This window comes from Streptomyces sp. NPDC030143, assembly GCF_055573695.1.
Genome location: NZ_JBVIAY010000044.1, coordinates 14,010 through 27,774, shown reverse-complemented (window position 1 = coordinate 27,774; position 13,765 = coordinate 14,010). Strand labels below are relative to the sequence as shown.

Annotated in this window: 13 protein-coding genes and 4 pseudogenes; 11 read left to right on the top strand and 6 right to left on the bottom strand. The window is 69.3% G+C overall.

All coding sequences use genetic code 11. The annotated features are described in order from the left end of the window. From ACZ4YY_RS36450 to ACZ4YY_RS36440, 3 genes and pseudogenes are all read left to right on the top strand, one after another. A partial coding sequence (locus ACZ4YY_RS36450; protein ID WP_468299559.1) for a carbohydrate-binding protein occupies positions 1–615 on the top strand: 615 nt, incomplete at its 5' end. Between the two features lie 161 nt (positions 616–776). Continuing rightward, a pseudogene (locus ACZ4YY_RS36445) lies at positions 777–1,384 on the top strand (IS6 family transposase); the annotation flags it as partial. Positions 1,385–1,472: 88 nt separating this feature from the next. Then, positions 1,473–1,598: pseudogene (locus ACZ4YY_RS36440) on the top strand (IS5/IS1182 family transposase); the annotation flags it as partial. Positions 1,599–1,806: 208 nt separating this feature from the next. Here ACZ4YY_RS36440 and ACZ4YY_RS36435 read toward each other — a convergent pair. From ACZ4YY_RS36435 to ACZ4YY_RS36425, 3 genes are all read right to left on the bottom strand, one after another. After that, the gene (locus tag ACZ4YY_RS36435) at positions 1,807–2,679 is read right to left on the bottom strand and encodes an NAD(P)-dependent oxidoreductase (protein WP_468299557.1); all 873 of its coding nucleotides are present in this window, start codon (positions 2,677–2,679) and stop codon (positions 1,807–1,809) included. A gap of 77 nt (positions 2,680–2,756) precedes the next feature. Continuing rightward, positions 2,757–3,647 carry an NAD(P)-dependent oxidoreductase gene (locus ACZ4YY_RS36430; protein ID WP_468299555.1) on the bottom strand — a complete coding sequence of 297 codons (891 nt, stop codon included), beginning with the start codon at positions 3,645–3,647 and terminating at the stop codon, positions 2,757–2,759. Positions 3,648–3,846: 199 nt separating this feature from the next. After that, on the bottom strand, positions 3,847–4,278 hold the full coding sequence (locus tag ACZ4YY_RS36425; RefSeq protein ID WP_468299553.1) for a PPOX class F420-dependent oxidoreductase: 432 nt from the start codon (positions 4,276–4,278) through the stop codon (positions 3,847–3,849). Positions 4,279–4,328: 50 nt separating this feature from the next. Here ACZ4YY_RS36425 and ACZ4YY_RS36420 point away from each other — a divergent pair, with 50 nt between their 5' ends. Further along, complete coding sequence (locus tag ACZ4YY_RS36420) at positions 4,329–4,712, top strand: MerR family transcriptional regulator (RefSeq protein WP_468299551.1); 384 nt, start codon at positions 4,329–4,331, stop codon at positions 4,710–4,712. A gap of 457 nt (positions 4,713–5,169) precedes the next feature. Here ACZ4YY_RS36420 and ACZ4YY_RS36415 read toward each other — a convergent pair. Together ACZ4YY_RS36415 and ACZ4YY_RS36410 are read right to left on the bottom strand one after the other, a co-directional pair. Further along, positions 5,170–5,443 (bottom strand): annotated as a pseudogene (locus ACZ4YY_RS36415) (IS701 family transposase); the annotation flags it as partial. A 280-nt stretch (positions 5,444–5,723) separates the two neighbouring features. Then, complete coding sequence (locus ACZ4YY_RS36410; protein WP_468299549.1) at positions 5,724–6,407, bottom strand: TetR/AcrR family transcriptional regulator C-terminal domain-containing protein; 684 nt, start codon at positions 6,405–6,407, stop codon at positions 5,724–5,726. 119 nt (positions 6,408–6,526) lie between these two features. Here ACZ4YY_RS36410 and ACZ4YY_RS36405 point away from each other — a divergent pair, with 119 nt between their 5' ends. From ACZ4YY_RS36405 to ACZ4YY_RS36380, 6 genes are all read left to right on the top strand, one after another. Further along, positions 6,527–7,231 carry a DUF4386 domain-containing protein gene (locus tag ACZ4YY_RS36405; RefSeq protein ID WP_468299547.1) on the top strand — a complete coding sequence of 235 codons (705 nt, stop codon included), beginning with the start codon at positions 6,527–6,529 and terminating at the stop codon, positions 7,229–7,231. Between the two features lie 251 nt (positions 7,232–7,482). Next, on the top strand, positions 7,483–7,773 hold the full coding sequence (locus tag ACZ4YY_RS36400) for an STAS domain-containing protein (protein WP_468299563.1): 291 nt from the start codon (positions 7,483–7,485) through the stop codon (positions 7,771–7,773). Beyond that, positions 7,773–8,705, top strand: a complete 933-nt coding sequence (locus ACZ4YY_RS36395) for an anti-sigma factor RsbA family regulatory protein (protein ID WP_468299545.1) — start codon at positions 7,773–7,775, stop codon at positions 8,703–8,705. The genes ACZ4YY_RS36400 and ACZ4YY_RS36395 overlap by 1 nt, the downstream gene beginning before the upstream one ends. Positions 8,706–9,103: 398 nt before the next feature. Next, the gene (locus ACZ4YY_RS36390) at positions 9,104–9,715 is read left to right on the top strand and encodes a hypothetical protein (RefSeq protein ID WP_468299543.1); all 612 of its coding nucleotides are present in this window, start codon (positions 9,104–9,106) and stop codon (positions 9,713–9,715) included. A gap of 1,013 nt (positions 9,716–10,728) precedes the next feature. Beyond that, positions 10,729–11,010: a hypothetical protein gene (locus ACZ4YY_RS36385; protein WP_468299541.1), complete on the top strand. Its 282-nt coding sequence runs from the start codon at positions 10,729–10,731 to the stop codon at positions 11,008–11,010. Between the two features lie 282 nt (positions 11,011–11,292). Further along, the gene (locus tag ACZ4YY_RS36380; RefSeq protein ID WP_359428676.1) at positions 11,293–11,598 is read left to right on the top strand and encodes a hypothetical protein; all 306 of its coding nucleotides are present in this window, start codon (positions 11,293–11,295) and stop codon (positions 11,596–11,598) included. Between the two features lie 498 nt (positions 11,599–12,096). Here the strand turns inward: ACZ4YY_RS36380 and ACZ4YY_RS36375 are convergent, their stop codons facing one another. Continuing rightward, on the bottom strand, positions 12,097–12,945 hold the full coding sequence (locus ACZ4YY_RS36375; RefSeq protein ID WP_468299539.1) for an RNA polymerase sigma factor SigF: 849 nt from the start codon (positions 12,943–12,945) through the stop codon (positions 12,097–12,099). Positions 12,946–13,326: 381 nt separating this feature from the next. Here ACZ4YY_RS36375 and ACZ4YY_RS36370 point away from each other — a divergent pair. Next, positions 13,327–13,515: pseudogene (locus ACZ4YY_RS36370) on the top strand (STAS domain-containing protein); the annotation flags it as partial. Between the last annotated feature and the right edge of the window lie 250 nt (positions 13,516–13,765).

The following is a 13,765-nucleotide window of genomic DNA, read 5'->3' as shown; positions in this document are numbered from 1 at the left end:
TACCGTGGAACAGTCATGCCCGCCCAGGGCAACAGCTTCACCAACCACGCGGGCATCGTGGACTTCAAGGGCGGTTCGTACTTCTTCTACCACAATGGCGCCCTCCCGGGCGGAGGCGGCTTCACCCGCTCGGTTGCGGTGGAGAAGTTCTCCTACAACGCCGACGGCAGCATTCCGACGATCAACATGACGAGTGCGGGTGCCCCGCAGGCCGGCTCACTCGATCCGTACGTCCGCCAGGAGGCCGAGACGATCGCCTGGGGTTCCGGGATCGAGACCGAATGGAACAGTGAAGGCGGAATGGACGTCGGCTGGATCGAGAACGGCGATTACATCAAGGTCAAGGGAGTGGCGTTCGGGGCCGGCGCTTCCTCCTTCGCCGCACGCGTCGCTTCGGCCACCAGCGGCGGCACCCTCGAAGTGCGCCTGGACAGTCCGAGCGGGCCGATCGTGGGCCGGTGCGGTGTGCCGAACACCGGTGGCTGGCAGTCCTGGAGAACGGTGACCTGCCCAGTGAGCGGCGTGACGGGAACCCGTGACCTCTACCTGACGTTCAGCGGCGGCAGCGGCTACTTGTTCAATGTCAACTGGTGGCAGTTCACCCGCGCCGCGTAACCGCACCGCGCTGACGTGCTCCTCGGGCTGAAGCCCGAGAATTCCGGCCTTCCCGTCCGTTGCCGTGCCGCTACGTGACACAGCAACGGACGGGAAGGCGCTGTCACGTTGACTGTTGGCGTGGGATGATCTTCGGGTTGATCACGCTGGAGGGGCCGTACGTGGAGAGCACGCCGCCGTCGTACAAGGGCCACCGGTACCCGGTCGAGGTCATCTCCCACTGCGTGTGCCTGTATCACCGATTCTCGCTCAGCTTCCGCGAGGTTGAGGAGCTCGAGCGCGGGATCGTCGTCTCCCACGAGACGATCCGCCGCTGGTGCGCCAAGTTCGGGCAGACCTACGCCAACGCGCTGCGCCGCAGGCAGCCCAGGCAGGAGACAAGTGGCACCTGGACGAGGTCTTCATCAAGATCAACGGGCGGTTGCAGTACCTGTGGCGGGCCGTCGACCAAGACGGGAACGTCCTCGACATCCTCGTGCAGAACCGGCGGGACAAGGCTGCGACCAGGCGCTCCTTCCGCCGTCTTCTCACAAGAACCCGCACGGTGCCGAGGGTGATCGTCACCGACAAGCTGCGCTCCTACGGCGCGGCCCACCGCGAGGTCATGTCCTCCGTCGAGCACCGGCAGTCGAAGTACCTGAACAACCGGGCCGAGAACAGCCACCAGCCCACCAGGCAACGCGAACGCGCGATGAAGGGCTTCCGCAGCGTCGGCACAGCCCAGCGGTTCCTGTCCGCCTTCAGCGGCATCTCGCCCCACTTCCGCCCCCGACGGCACCTGATTACTGAAGGCCTGGGCCACCCACACCCTGGCACCACGTCAGATACCCACGTGCCCAACAACGTGACAGCGCCCCGTCGAGCGCTGCTTCAACCGGCTCAAGGGCTTCCGCGGCATCGCGACCAGATACGACAAGACCGCCACCTCCTACGAGGCAGCGGTCTCTCTCGCGTCGTTCCTGCTCTGGGCAAGATCCGTTTGAAGACGGACCCTAGTTGCGCCGGGCGTCCGCACGCATGGGCCTGGCCTGCGTCATCCAGATACACGACGGAGTTCCTCCCCGCTCATCGGCTCGGCGGACGCGCCGAGGTGCGCGCCGCGTACGGGGCTGCTTGGGGAGTCAGTCCGGCGCGGCCGAACCCGTCGTCGAGCAGATCGTCAAGCTGCTGGTCGGCGCGGGCCCGGAGTGGCTATTCGGTGAGCGGTTTCATGATGTCCGTCAAGCTGGTCACACTGTCGCCGGCATGGCCTGCCGCCACGCCTCGGCGGAAAACGTCCAGGACCGCCTTGGGCAGCGAGGTGTCGACGCCGGCGTCCCTGGCGGTCTGCAGGACGTGGTCGACGCTCGCCGCGCCCATGGCGAGCCTGTCGACGTCGCCCTGGTGCGCTCCCGCATCGATCCTGGGGGTGTAGAAGGCCAGGAAGTCCGGCATATCGGATAGTACGGACGAGGCGGACGGCAGGAGTTCCTCCGCCGAGACGCCGTGGGCGTCCGCCACCGCGAGGGCGTGCAGCCAGCCGAGCACCGTCGTCCAGAACAGGTCCATCACGACCTGGTAGTACAACGCCGCCGTCCCCGGGTCCTCGCCGCGATAGTCCGTGCTGGTGAGCACTTCCAGGGCCTCCCGGTGCGCATCGAAGACCTCCTGGGACCCGCTGTAGAAGGTGGAAGACCCGGGCTGCCCGATGTTCGGAGGGGAGGCAAGCACGCCTCCGGTGAGGTACGCGGCACCGTGCTCGGACGCCCACCGCGCAGCGCTGCGGGCACTCTCCGGCGTGAGCGAGGTCAGATTCACGAGGACCCGGCCGGACAACGCCTCGGTGGCCGGCTCAAGGACGGAATACATCGCGTTGTGGTCCGTCAGGCTAAGGATGACCAGCTCGCTCGCGGCCAGCGCGTCGTGGACAGTGGCGGCCCGCTCGGCTCCCGCGGCCGCCAACTCCTCCGCCTTGCTTGCGGTCCGGTTCCACACGGTGACCCGGTAGCCCTTGCCGATGAACGCTCTCGCCATCGCGCGTCCCATCGGGCCGGCGCCGATGACTGTGACGTCTTGCTTTCCCATGAAACCCCTCATGTGACACCCCTCATGTCCTGAACGCCCTTTCCGGTGAGCCCTGAACGAGCGGAACCCAAGCGGCACTACGCCTTCTGCTCCGGCTTCCTGAGCACTTCGGTCAGGGCCGAGACGCTGTGGTCGCCGTGGCCCGCCTCGGCCGCCCGCCGTACCAGGTCGTGCAGGGGAGCGAGCCAGGAGGTGTCCACGTTCGTCTCCTGGGCCAGATCCGCGTCGTGGGCGGCACTCGCGAGAAAGAGGTTCACCGAGGAGGCGGCATCGGTGTAGTCGCCGTTGTCGATCTCCCTCGCGTAGATCGGCAGCAACGTCTTGATCATGTCCAGCCACTTGCCGGCGAACCGCACCATGCTGCTCGCCTCCAGCCCGCGCGCCTGGAGGGCGGCGGCTCCCTGGAAGAAGCCGACGAGCGCGGGCAGCAGGGTGGCACCCACCGCCATCTCGTACAGAGCGGCGAGGTCGCTCTCGTCGCCCAGGTGGACGGTATCGCCGCCCAGCACCTTCAACGCTTCCTGGTACTGGTCGAAGACCGTCCTGTCGCCGCCGTAGTACAACAGCGTGTCCGGTGCGCCCACGGCCGCCGGCACGTTCTTGACCGCCCCGGCGAGGAAGCGGGCGCCGTGGCCGGTCGCCCAGGCGGCCGTGGCGCGGGCACCGGCGGGCGAACCGCTGTTCAACGTGACAAGGGCACGCCCGGACAACGCCGCCGAGGCCGGCTCCAGCACGGAGCGGGTGTCCTCGAACGTGGTCAGGCATGTGATGACCAACGGGCTCGCCTCGACCGCGGCCCTCACCGTCCCGGCGGGGACTGCTCTCCTGGCCACGAGCGGCACGGTCTTGCCCGCCGTGCGGTTCCACACCGTTGTCGGATGACCGGCGTCGAGGAATGCCTCGGCCAGCGCCCGGCCCATCGAACCCAGTCCGACGACGGTCACGGGTGTGGGGTTGTCTCCAGCCATGCTTGCTCCAGTCCAAGGTATGTCGTTGAGAGTCACGGAATCCCGAAGGAGCGCGTCAACACCGACCGTTGGGTGTTGACGCGACGCTCCTGCGCGGGCGCTGCGACACGCGCACCGATACGCACCGTTCCACGCCGGTGTGCCAGGCGACCGGGGTGGGCGCCTCGCCGCTCGGCCCGCCGGGCGCACGCCGTGCTGGTCAGCGCAGGTCTGCGCCGTACACGTGGTCGACGGTGAGCGTGATGAGCACCCTGCGGTCGGAGACCATCACCGACCGGTACTCGTTCCAGTCCGGGTGCTCCCCGGCGGCGATCCGGTAGTACTCGACCAACGCCTCGACCTCGGGTCCGTACGGGTCCGTGCCGGGCCCGGTGAGCCGCGCGATGCCCTCGGCGGTGGCCCAGGCCATGCCGTCGCGGCTGGTCACCTCCAGGGCGGCGCGCGGATCGCGGCGCAGGTTGGCGGCCTTGGCGGTGCGGTCGGTCGTCGAGACGCGGATGAGGCCGGCCTCGCGGTCGTAGTGCGGCAGGACGGGCGAGAGCTGCGGGCGGCCGTCCGCCTTGAGGGTGGCGAGAACGCCCAGGCGGCTTTCCGCGAGCAGCGCGTGGGGGTCGAACCGTGCGTCGGTCATGGCAGGATCATCAACGTTCACACCGGTATGAAGGTCAAGGAGAACCGCTCGTGCTGATCGGAGAGTTGAGCCGGCGGACCGGAGTCCCCGCCCACCTGTTGCGCTACTACGAGAGCCAGGGATTACTCGAGCCCACCCGCAGACTCAGCGGCTACCGTGACTACCGCGACGACGCCGTCCTGGTCGTGACCCAGATCCGCAAGCTGCTGGACGCCGGACTGTCCACCCAGGAGATTGCCTACATCCTGCCCTGCGCGACCGGAGGGGCCCCCGACCTCGAGCCCTGCCCCGAAGTCATCTCGCTCCTGCGCTCCCGCCTCGACGGCCTCGACGAACGCATCGACACTCTCCAGCGTTCCCGCCGCGCCCTGCACGACTACCTCACCACCGCCGAACGCGATGCCTCCACCTACGACGGGGAAAGCCGCGCATGAAGCCGCAGGAGCGTCGCTGCACCACCATCGATGGGGCCACGCCCGGCACGGAATCTCACCGCGCTGAAGCACCATCCGATAGCGCCCCGTACGCGGATGATGCTCCGCCTTGCGATGCCCCGGCCTTGCGATGCACCCCCCGGACGCCGCGACCTTGAGCCGGGATGATCCGGTGAGGCCGGTCCCGCGCGGACGACGGTAGCGGCGGCCGCTCGGTAGGGGCACGCTTCGCCGTTCACGGCAGCCGCTGAGTCACCGGCATTGGCCCAGTCATGTGGGGACCTGCCCTTCCTAGTACTGCAACGGTGCTTGTTCTGAGTGCTGGGCGGTTTTCAGGGGCTGTGTCCGCGTCGTTTGTAGTGGCTGATGCGGGCCCGGTGCTGGCGTCGTCGGCGCCAGTGGGACCAGTGCAAGATGTGGTCGACCGGGGTGGGGCGGCGGTCGGTGAGGCGGGTGATCAGGCGTCGGATCTCGGCGAGGCTGAGGTGGATGAGCCGGGAGGATCCGCGTCTGCTTTGTCCGTGTCCAGCTGTCGGGCCCGCAGGACGGTCAGGCAGGCGTGGGCGGCCATGGCCAGGGTCATGTGGCGGTGCCAGCCGGGGTAGCGGCGGACCTGGTAGTCGTCCAGGCGCACTCCTGCTTCGCGGTCTGGAGCATTCCTCAACCGCCCACCGGCTGCCCGCGATGCGGATCAGCTCGTCCAGCGTCGTATCGGCGGGGCAGTAGGCGACCGTGCGGAAGGCGACTGCTTCCGCTGCGACAAGCCGTGAGGGCGGCGCGGCGAAGACGTCCGCGCCCCCGCGTCTCGTACCAGAGGCGGCCGGGGGCGTGCCGGTGGGGCAGAGCGGTGCGGTGGCAGGTGTGGCGTTGCCGGCGGGCGCGCAGTCTGTCGCAGCTCGTTGCGCGGCTGTCAGCGTGGGCCTGCTCCGCTTCATCCGAGGGATCGCCGTCGAGTTCTAGGCTCGGCCGGGCTTCCCTCCCCCCTGACGCTAGATCAGCCCCCCGCACCCGCTACGCCTTCCGCGCGGACGTCCAGCCTTGGCGGCGGAGGCTTTCGAAGCCGTCCAGGAGGAGGTCCAGGGCGAATTCGAACTCGAACTGGTCGTCGCAGCCGCCACCGACCGTGGAACTCCCGTCGTGTGCGGCCGTCGCGGCCAGTTCCGCGATGTGCGGGTAGCGAGCCGCCAGCCCGGGGTCCGGTGGTCCGGAGGGGCCCGAGGTGTCGAACAGTTCCTGGCTGAAGCCGAGCAGGCGGCTGCCCATCGCGTGCATGACGTGGTGCGTAAGGTCGGCGGAGAGGCCGCCGTCCCGGAAGCTCCCGGCCATCGAGTCCAGGTAGGCCAGCACGGCCGGGGTGGGGCCGGTCCGCGACTCGATGACCCGGGCCGCCCAGGGGTGGCGCAGCAGGACCCGCCGGGCCGAGAGGATCCGCCCGCGGACCACGCTCTGCCAGTCGGGGCCCGCAGTCGGCGGGTCGATCTCGCCGACCACGGTGTCGACCATGCCGTCGAGCAGCTCCTCCTTGTTGGCCACGTGCTTGTAGAGGGCCATCGGTACGACGTCCAGCTCCTGCGCGAGCCTGCGCATGCTGAGCGCGTCGATGCCGGTGGCGTCGGCGAGCGCGACGGCGGCGCGCAGGACGCGGTCCCTGTTCAGGGGGATCCGATGCGTGTGTGTGGCTTCCTGCCGGGTCATTGCGGTTCGGCCCTTTCCCTCCTCGACAGCGCCCCCTCCTTGACGAGTGTACGCCGTACACCTATCCTCGCCGCGAGGTGTACGGCGTACACCACCACCGAGTGAGGAGTACCGAGAAGATGAGTCCGGACCGGAGAACCGCGGTGGCCGCCGGGTCGCTGTTCCTGCTGACCGAAGCCGCCGCGATAGCCGGGGCCGTTCTGTACCGCCCCCTGCTGGGGGCGGCAGACGGCCGGCTCGCGCAGGGCGCCGACACGCAGGCGCTGCTCGGGGTGCTGTGCGAGGTGGTGCTGGTGGTGGCGGTGGCCGGTACCGGGGCGGCGCTGTTCCCCGTCCTGCGGCGCCACGGCGAGGGGCTCGCGTTCGGGTACGCCTTCGGGCGGCTGCTGGAGGCGGCCGTCATCGCCCTCGGGATCATCGCCGTCCTGGCGCTCGTCACCCTACGGCGGGACGCGGGGGCGGCGGCAGGCGCCGACATCGCGCTGGTGGCCGTGCACGACTGGACGTTCCTGCTCGGGCCCAACATCGCCCTCGGCCTGAACACCGTCCTGCTTGCCTACCTGGCGTACCGCGCACGGCTCGTGCCGCGCTTCATCGCCGTGCTCGGGCTGGTCGGCGGGCCGCTGATCTGCGCCTCGGCCGTCGCCGTGATGTTCGGGGCCTACGCGCAGCTCTCCGTGGCGGGGTCGGCCGCCGCGCTCCCGGTGTTCGCCTGGGAGCTGGGGCTGGCCGGGTGGCTGATCGTCAGGGGGTTCGGGCCCGGCTCAGGCGCCACGTCCCCGGCAGACACAGAGGTGGCTGATCCGGCAGATGTCCGTCGGTGAGGTCGGCCCGAGCTTGACGGCGGAGCCGTCCGAGGCGACGCGCCAGCCAATGAAGCCGTAGTAAATGCGTGCACCTCGCCCTGGCGGCCGGAACGGACCGCCGCAGGTCGCGACGATCACGGCAAGGGTTCCGTCGCAGTAAGAGGCCGGGATGGTCAGCAGGCGGCTTGATGTGAAGGAGCCCGAGCGTGGATGTCCCACATGCGGTGGGCAGGCGGGCCCCGGCGGAGCCCGGGAGGGCCGCGTTGGAGGTGAGCCCGTTGCCCGGTCGTTCCGGGATACGAGCCTGCGGTGAGATCAGCGTCCTCACTTGCCCGTCCTGGGAGCAGGCCCTGTCCGAGCTGGCCCGGCGGCACGCGGGCGTGTCGTACGTGGAGCTGTCGGATGTGGCGTTCGTCGACGTGGCCGGGGTGACCGCGCTGGCCATCACGGCCATGAACCTGCCCGAGGGCAGGGTGGTGGTCGAGAATCCCCCGCCGCAGCTGCCGCGGGTTCTGGAGATGTTCTGGCCGGGCCTGGACCGGATCGAGGTGGCTTCGTGATGAGCACGGTGACCACCGACGAGGCGTTCGTGCACCCTGCCCTCTTCTACCGCACCGAGCAGGAGTACACCCAGCAGACCGTGGCCTTCCTGCGCGAGGGCGTGACCAACGGCGAGCCGATGGCCGTGGCGGTGCCCGGACCCAACCTGGAGCTGATCCAAGCAGGTCTGGGCGAGGATGCCGAGGGCATCCTGTTCCTGGACATGACCGAGGCCGGCCGCAACCCGGGGCGGATCATCCCCAAGGTGCTGCGCGGATTCGCCGACGCCCACCCGCAGGGGCGTGTGCGGATCATCGGCGAGCCGATCTGGGCAGGACGCAGCGAGGTGGAGTACCCGGCGTGCGCGCAGCACGAGGCGCTGATCAACGCCGCGTTCGAGGGCCGGGCGGTGACGATCCTGTGCCCCTACGACGAGGTGCGGCTGGATCCGCAGGTGATCGCCGATGCGAAGGTCACCCACCCGGTCCTCATCAGCGGGGAGGGCCGTGAGTCGGTCAGCCACGTCTACGACTGGCAGGCGGTCGTCGACCGGTACAACCAGGCGCTCGTGCCTGCACCGGACGCCGCGGCCTTCTCCTACGGGGGTGAGGACCTTCCGGCGGTCCGCCAGTTCGCTCTCGCTCAGGCGATGCGGCTGGGCATGGCCGGGGACCGGCTGATGGACGTGGAGCTGGCAGTCGCGGAGCTGACGACCAACAGCGTGGTGCACGGCGGAGGCGCCGGGACGCTCGCGGTCTGGGCGGAGCACGGGCAGATGGTGTGTGAGGTCCGCGATGCTGGCCGACTGGCCGATCCGCTGGCCGGCCGGCGCCCGCCGGAGCGCGACCAGTTGGGCGGCCGGGGCCTGATGCTGGTCCACTACGTGGCCGACCTGGTGCGCGTGCACACCGGCGACGACGGCACGACCGTGCGCTTCTACCTCAGCTTGTGACAACGCGCGGGCGGCCACCTGTCCGGATGGCCGCCCGCCCCGCTTCTGCTTTCACGCCGCAGCGATCTACGATTCCAGGCGGCGCCGGGGCCGGCCAGCGAGGAGCGGGGAAGTCATGCCGCAAGCAGGACACGCGTCCACGTGGGGGTGACATCTCCCAGCAGCAGTCAGTGCTCGGCGTGGCGGATGAAGCCGCCCGGCTGGAGACGATACGCCGCTGCGACATCCTGGACACCTCGCCCGACGGGGTGGTGGTCGCGCCCGTGTTTCCGGGTGCCAGCAGGTGATCATGGAGTTGTTGGGACAGCTCGCTTGGTGTGGTTTGCCCGGGTTCGCCCCAGGTAGAAGACTGGCCATGTCAGAGGTTTCGGATGTGCGCGTTACTTCTGGGAGGCGTCATGTTCGTACGCACGCTTTACGCGACCGGCGATCCGGCAAACATCGGCACGGCCATCGAGGGACTCAGCACTGAAGGCCGTGAACTGCTCGGGCAGCAGCCTGGATTCCGGGGCTTCGGGATCTTCGTGGACCGGGAGCTCGGAAAGCTGCTGGCGGTGACCTGGTGGGAGTCGGAGGAGGCACGCAGTAACAGCGACGAGGCATTGCGCGAGCGGCGAACGGCGCTCCTGGAGCGGTTCGCGGCGACAACAGCGATCGACAATTACGAGGCGGCGGTCTTCCACTCGGTCCGGCAGTCGGAGGCGGGAGCGGGGCTGCGCGTCACCAGGGTGGAGTTCGATCCCTCGGACGCGGATCTGTTCGCCGAGACGTTCCGGGCGTCGGTGATCCCAAGGCTCGAAACGCTCCCGGGACTGGCCAGGGCGTCCCTGCTCATCGACCGGGACCGGGGACGCGGACTGGTCGGCGCCGTGTTCACCGACCGCGAGTCCCTTGACACGTCCCGCGCCGGCCAGGCGGCGGCCCGCGCAGAGGGGGCCGCCAAGGCGCATGTCACCGTGACCGGGCTGGAGGAGTTCGAGGTCGTCCTCGCCGACGTGCGCGGTGACTGAGGCGACGGGGTTCCGAGCCGGGACGGCTGCTTCGGACAAACGAGGCAATGTGCGCGGTGCAGGCGTCCCGGCCCGCTGACCCGGAGGATGGGCGAGTACGACCAGGACCAGGGTGACGTCGCCGGGCCTGCGTGAACGCCGCTGACGACCGCGCAGGCCCGGGAAGCGACCGCCGGCCTGCGCGAGGGCGAGGCGATGGACGACGTCCGGCGGTCCGTAGCGGTGCTTTCCCTCCGGGTCCGTGACACGCCACGCCGCCCGCGCATCTCGGACCACTCGGAGGCGAGCTGCACGCCGTACGGGGTGGGGAACCACGCCCTGGTTCGTCCGGCCTGCGGCAGGGTGATGCGGCCGACCAGCCCCTCGGCGCACAGTCTGCGCCCGGTCTGTTCGGTGCGCACCGAGGCGGCGATCACCCGGTGCATCTGCTCGGTGGTAGCCATTCGGTACCGCGTCAGCACGCCCAGCGCCAGCCGGTCTGCGCTGCCCGCGTCCACGCCGATCATCACGGATCTGCTCGCTCACCGCTCGGTGCGACGGGCTGTCCAGCACCGCGTGTACCGGTCACGGCAGCAGCGGCCCGGACCAGAGCCCCGACGGTGAAGGCGCGACCACGGTCACAAGCGACAACGCCTCCGTGGACCAGATCGTAATCCTCTCCGACAACCGGCCGCACTCACTCCCGCACTCGCCCGCGAATCCGCAGGTCACCACGCTGGTCCGGCCGTGGTCGGGAGGCGCCGCCCGCCACTGTCACCACGTTCGCACCGACCAGGTCCCCGAACCATGCAGCGCCCTGGTCCTCGCCTGCATCTTGCAACTGACCGACACCGACGAGGGCGCACGCTTCTGGTGGGCCTCTACCTGCGCAACCAAGCGCTGGGGGAACGGACTGGCCGAGTGGTGGCACCGGCCCTCGGATGGCGCAGCAGCCATCCCGACTGCTCGCGGTCGCCCGCACTCGGATCTAGCGTCGTTCACATCTGTCTCCGCATGTGAAACGAGGAACCGAGATGGCGATTCTGGTGCTCAACCAGGCCGCGGGCTGGAATCAGGAGCTCTACCAGGCGACCTTCGACCGGGCGATCCCGGACCGTACGAGTCCGCCCGCCGGGCTTATCGCCCACTTCGGGGCACCCGGCGAGACGGGCGGCTGGCAGGTCATTGACGTGTGGGAGTCAGAAGACGCGTTCCGGCGCTTCATGGAAGAGCAGGTCAAGCCGGCCGCGCAGGAACTTGGGGCACCGCCGTTCGAGTCGAAGGTGGTCGAGGTATACAACGCTCTGATCCCGTAACGCCCCTTTGGGCATGGGCCCGTGACGGATCAAGGCGTCGGGGGTACGACCGCTGCACTGCCCACTCCCAAAGAAAGGACCACCGCCAAATTTGGCTGGCGCTCCAGCGCATAGGCCCCCTGCAAGCGCCGCGTGGTCGGACGTCCGCGCGCCACTGCGAGCGCGAGCGCCAGAAGCTGGACGGCACAGGCACCGCAGAAGACCAGTGGCCGGCGCCCCTTCTTCCGTAGGTGAAGCACCTGTGTCCAAAACAGTCAGGATGTGTGTGGATAGGCTTTGGCGGTGACCGCTGATGCCGTGGAGAAGCTGCTCGCTGATGTGTGCGGGACGTTGGCCCGTGCTGGCTTCGATGTGGCGTCGGCCGGTGATGAGGGCAGCCCTGGCCTGCGGGTGCGGCGAGAGACGGACTCGGTGCTGGTGGGATGGGTGCCCGGCAGCGAGTTAGATCCTGCGGGCCGGGAAGATGCCGAGTTCGAGGGCATTCGTGCTGCTCTACGATCGGCACTGCTGGCGATCCTCACGCAGGCCGGTCATGCCGTGCAGGTGGACCGCGCGAGCGGTGAGGTGCGGGTCAGGCTGCTTGCGTGACCCCGGGCCACGGGATCGACACCCGCGTCGCCCCCTGTGCGCGGGGCAGTTCGAACGCCGGCGGGAGGGGCGATGTAGGACCCGCGTGCCGGAGGCCCGCGCCGTTTCGACTGGTCCGGCGACACCTCCCGACTGGGCAGCCGACTCGCCGCACGGCCCTGCCGGGAGCACGCTGGGAGGCGTGATGAGCGCGCCGATCGTCGTACACCAGCCCTCCCGTACCGGTGGCCGGAGTGTCACCGTGCACTCGCACGGTCGGGACGAGATCCTCGGCACCGCATACAGCGACCACGACTTGGTGGTGTTCCTTCAAGCGGCGGGCGTCGACGAACCCGAGGGAGTATTGGACGATCCACGCTGGGTGGAATGGCGCGGAGGCCGCCCACACGAGTGGAGAACGGCCTGAGCGGGGCCGTTCCAAACCGACCGCGCACAGGGTGGGGTGGCGTGGTGTACAGGTTCACCGCGGCCGCGGGGTGCCGTTGCGAGGTGGCGGTGTCAGTGGGTGGTGAGCATACCCTCGCGGAGCTGGGCCAGGGTGCGTGACAGCAGCCGGGAGACGTGCATCTGGGAGACACCGAGCCGTTCGCCGATCTGGGCCTGGGTCAGTTCCTCCACGAATCTCCAGTGCAGGATCCTGCGCGAGCGCTCGTCGAGGTCGGCGATCATCGGGGCGAGGGCGTGGAAGTCCTCCACCAGTTCCAGCGCGCCGTCCTCGTTGCCGATGAAGTCGGCCAGGGCCGTCTCGCCGTCCTCGCTGTTGCCGATGGCGGCGTTCAGGGAGGAGGAGCGGTAGCCGTTGGAGGCCACCCGTGCCTCGATGACTTCCTTCTCGTCCAGGTTCATCAGCTGGGCCAGTTCCGCCACGGTCGGTGTGCGGCCCAGTCGGCTGCTCAGCTCCTCGGTGGCGCGCGCCAGTTGGACGCGGGCCTCCTGCAGACGGCGCGGAACGTGCACGGCCCAGGTGGTGTCACGGAAGAACCGCTTGATCTCTCCCACGATGTAGGGGATCGAGAAGGAGGTGAACTCCACCTCACGGGAGAGCTCGAAGCGGTCGATGGCCTTGATGAGACCGATCACGCCGACCTGGACGATGTCCTCCATCTCCTCCGCGTCCCGGCTGCGGAAACGGGAGGCCGCGTAGCGGACCAGGGAGATGTTCATCTCGATCAGCGTGTTGCGCGCGTACTGGTACTCCGGCGTGCCCTCTTCCAGCCGGTCTAGCTGCTGGAAGAACAGGCGGGTGAGCTCACGGGCGTCCTTGGGGGCGACCTTCGACGGGTCCGGGACTGCCGGCAGTTCAGCGCACTTCACATCCGCCGTCGCCGCTGCGGTATCCGTAACCATGTGTCCCTCCCCTTGTCGGCCATGCCGACACCGGCCTACCTCGACTCGCCCTGCCGCGCGTACCCCTTCTCCCCACCTTCATGCCTACTCCTTCCGTGATATCGACGGCCCCGCACCCGCGAAGTGCCGAAGCGGACCTCGATCGACTGCGGCGAGCGGATCCAACCGAGCCGCGCCATCCAATCGAACTCCAATCCTGCGCACACCGAGTCGCGCGGCTCCTGCTCCGGTCCGAGCGTGGTGCCGCCGCGCGACCAGGTCCGCCAGGTCCTCGCGGCGGAAGACCTGGTCGACCTGGCCAGGGGCAACGTCCCGTCGGAGTTCGAGCTCAGGTCGTGAGCAGCTTGTGGTCCGGACCACGAAGGCCGTCACGTCGACTCCTCAGGGCTGGGAGCCCTCGTCGGCATCTGGCGCTGCGCCAAGGACGCCGACGGCTCCCTGACCCTGGCGGCCATCCCCGACCGGCTGAGCCGCCTGCTCAGCGTCACCGGGATGGACACCTTCCTGCCCGCCTACCCCAGCGCCGAGGCCGCGCTCGCCGCCCGCCAGGGCACTCCCACCACCGCCTGAACACCCTCGCTCGCAGGAGTGGCATCAGCGGGCTTGCCTGGCCCAGCCCAGCCCTACAGCTAGGCGCGCATCCATCATCGACACCGTCCTGATGCCCACTCGCTGAGGCGCGTCGCATGCCGGGGCACACCCACGCGTGCTCCGGCGGCCGGATCCCTTGTGACGGGCAGAGCCAGTGGGGCTGGGGTGGTCTGCCCAGGCCATACTCAGCAGCCTGAGTCGGTGCTGCAAGGGAGGTGCTATGGGTAGT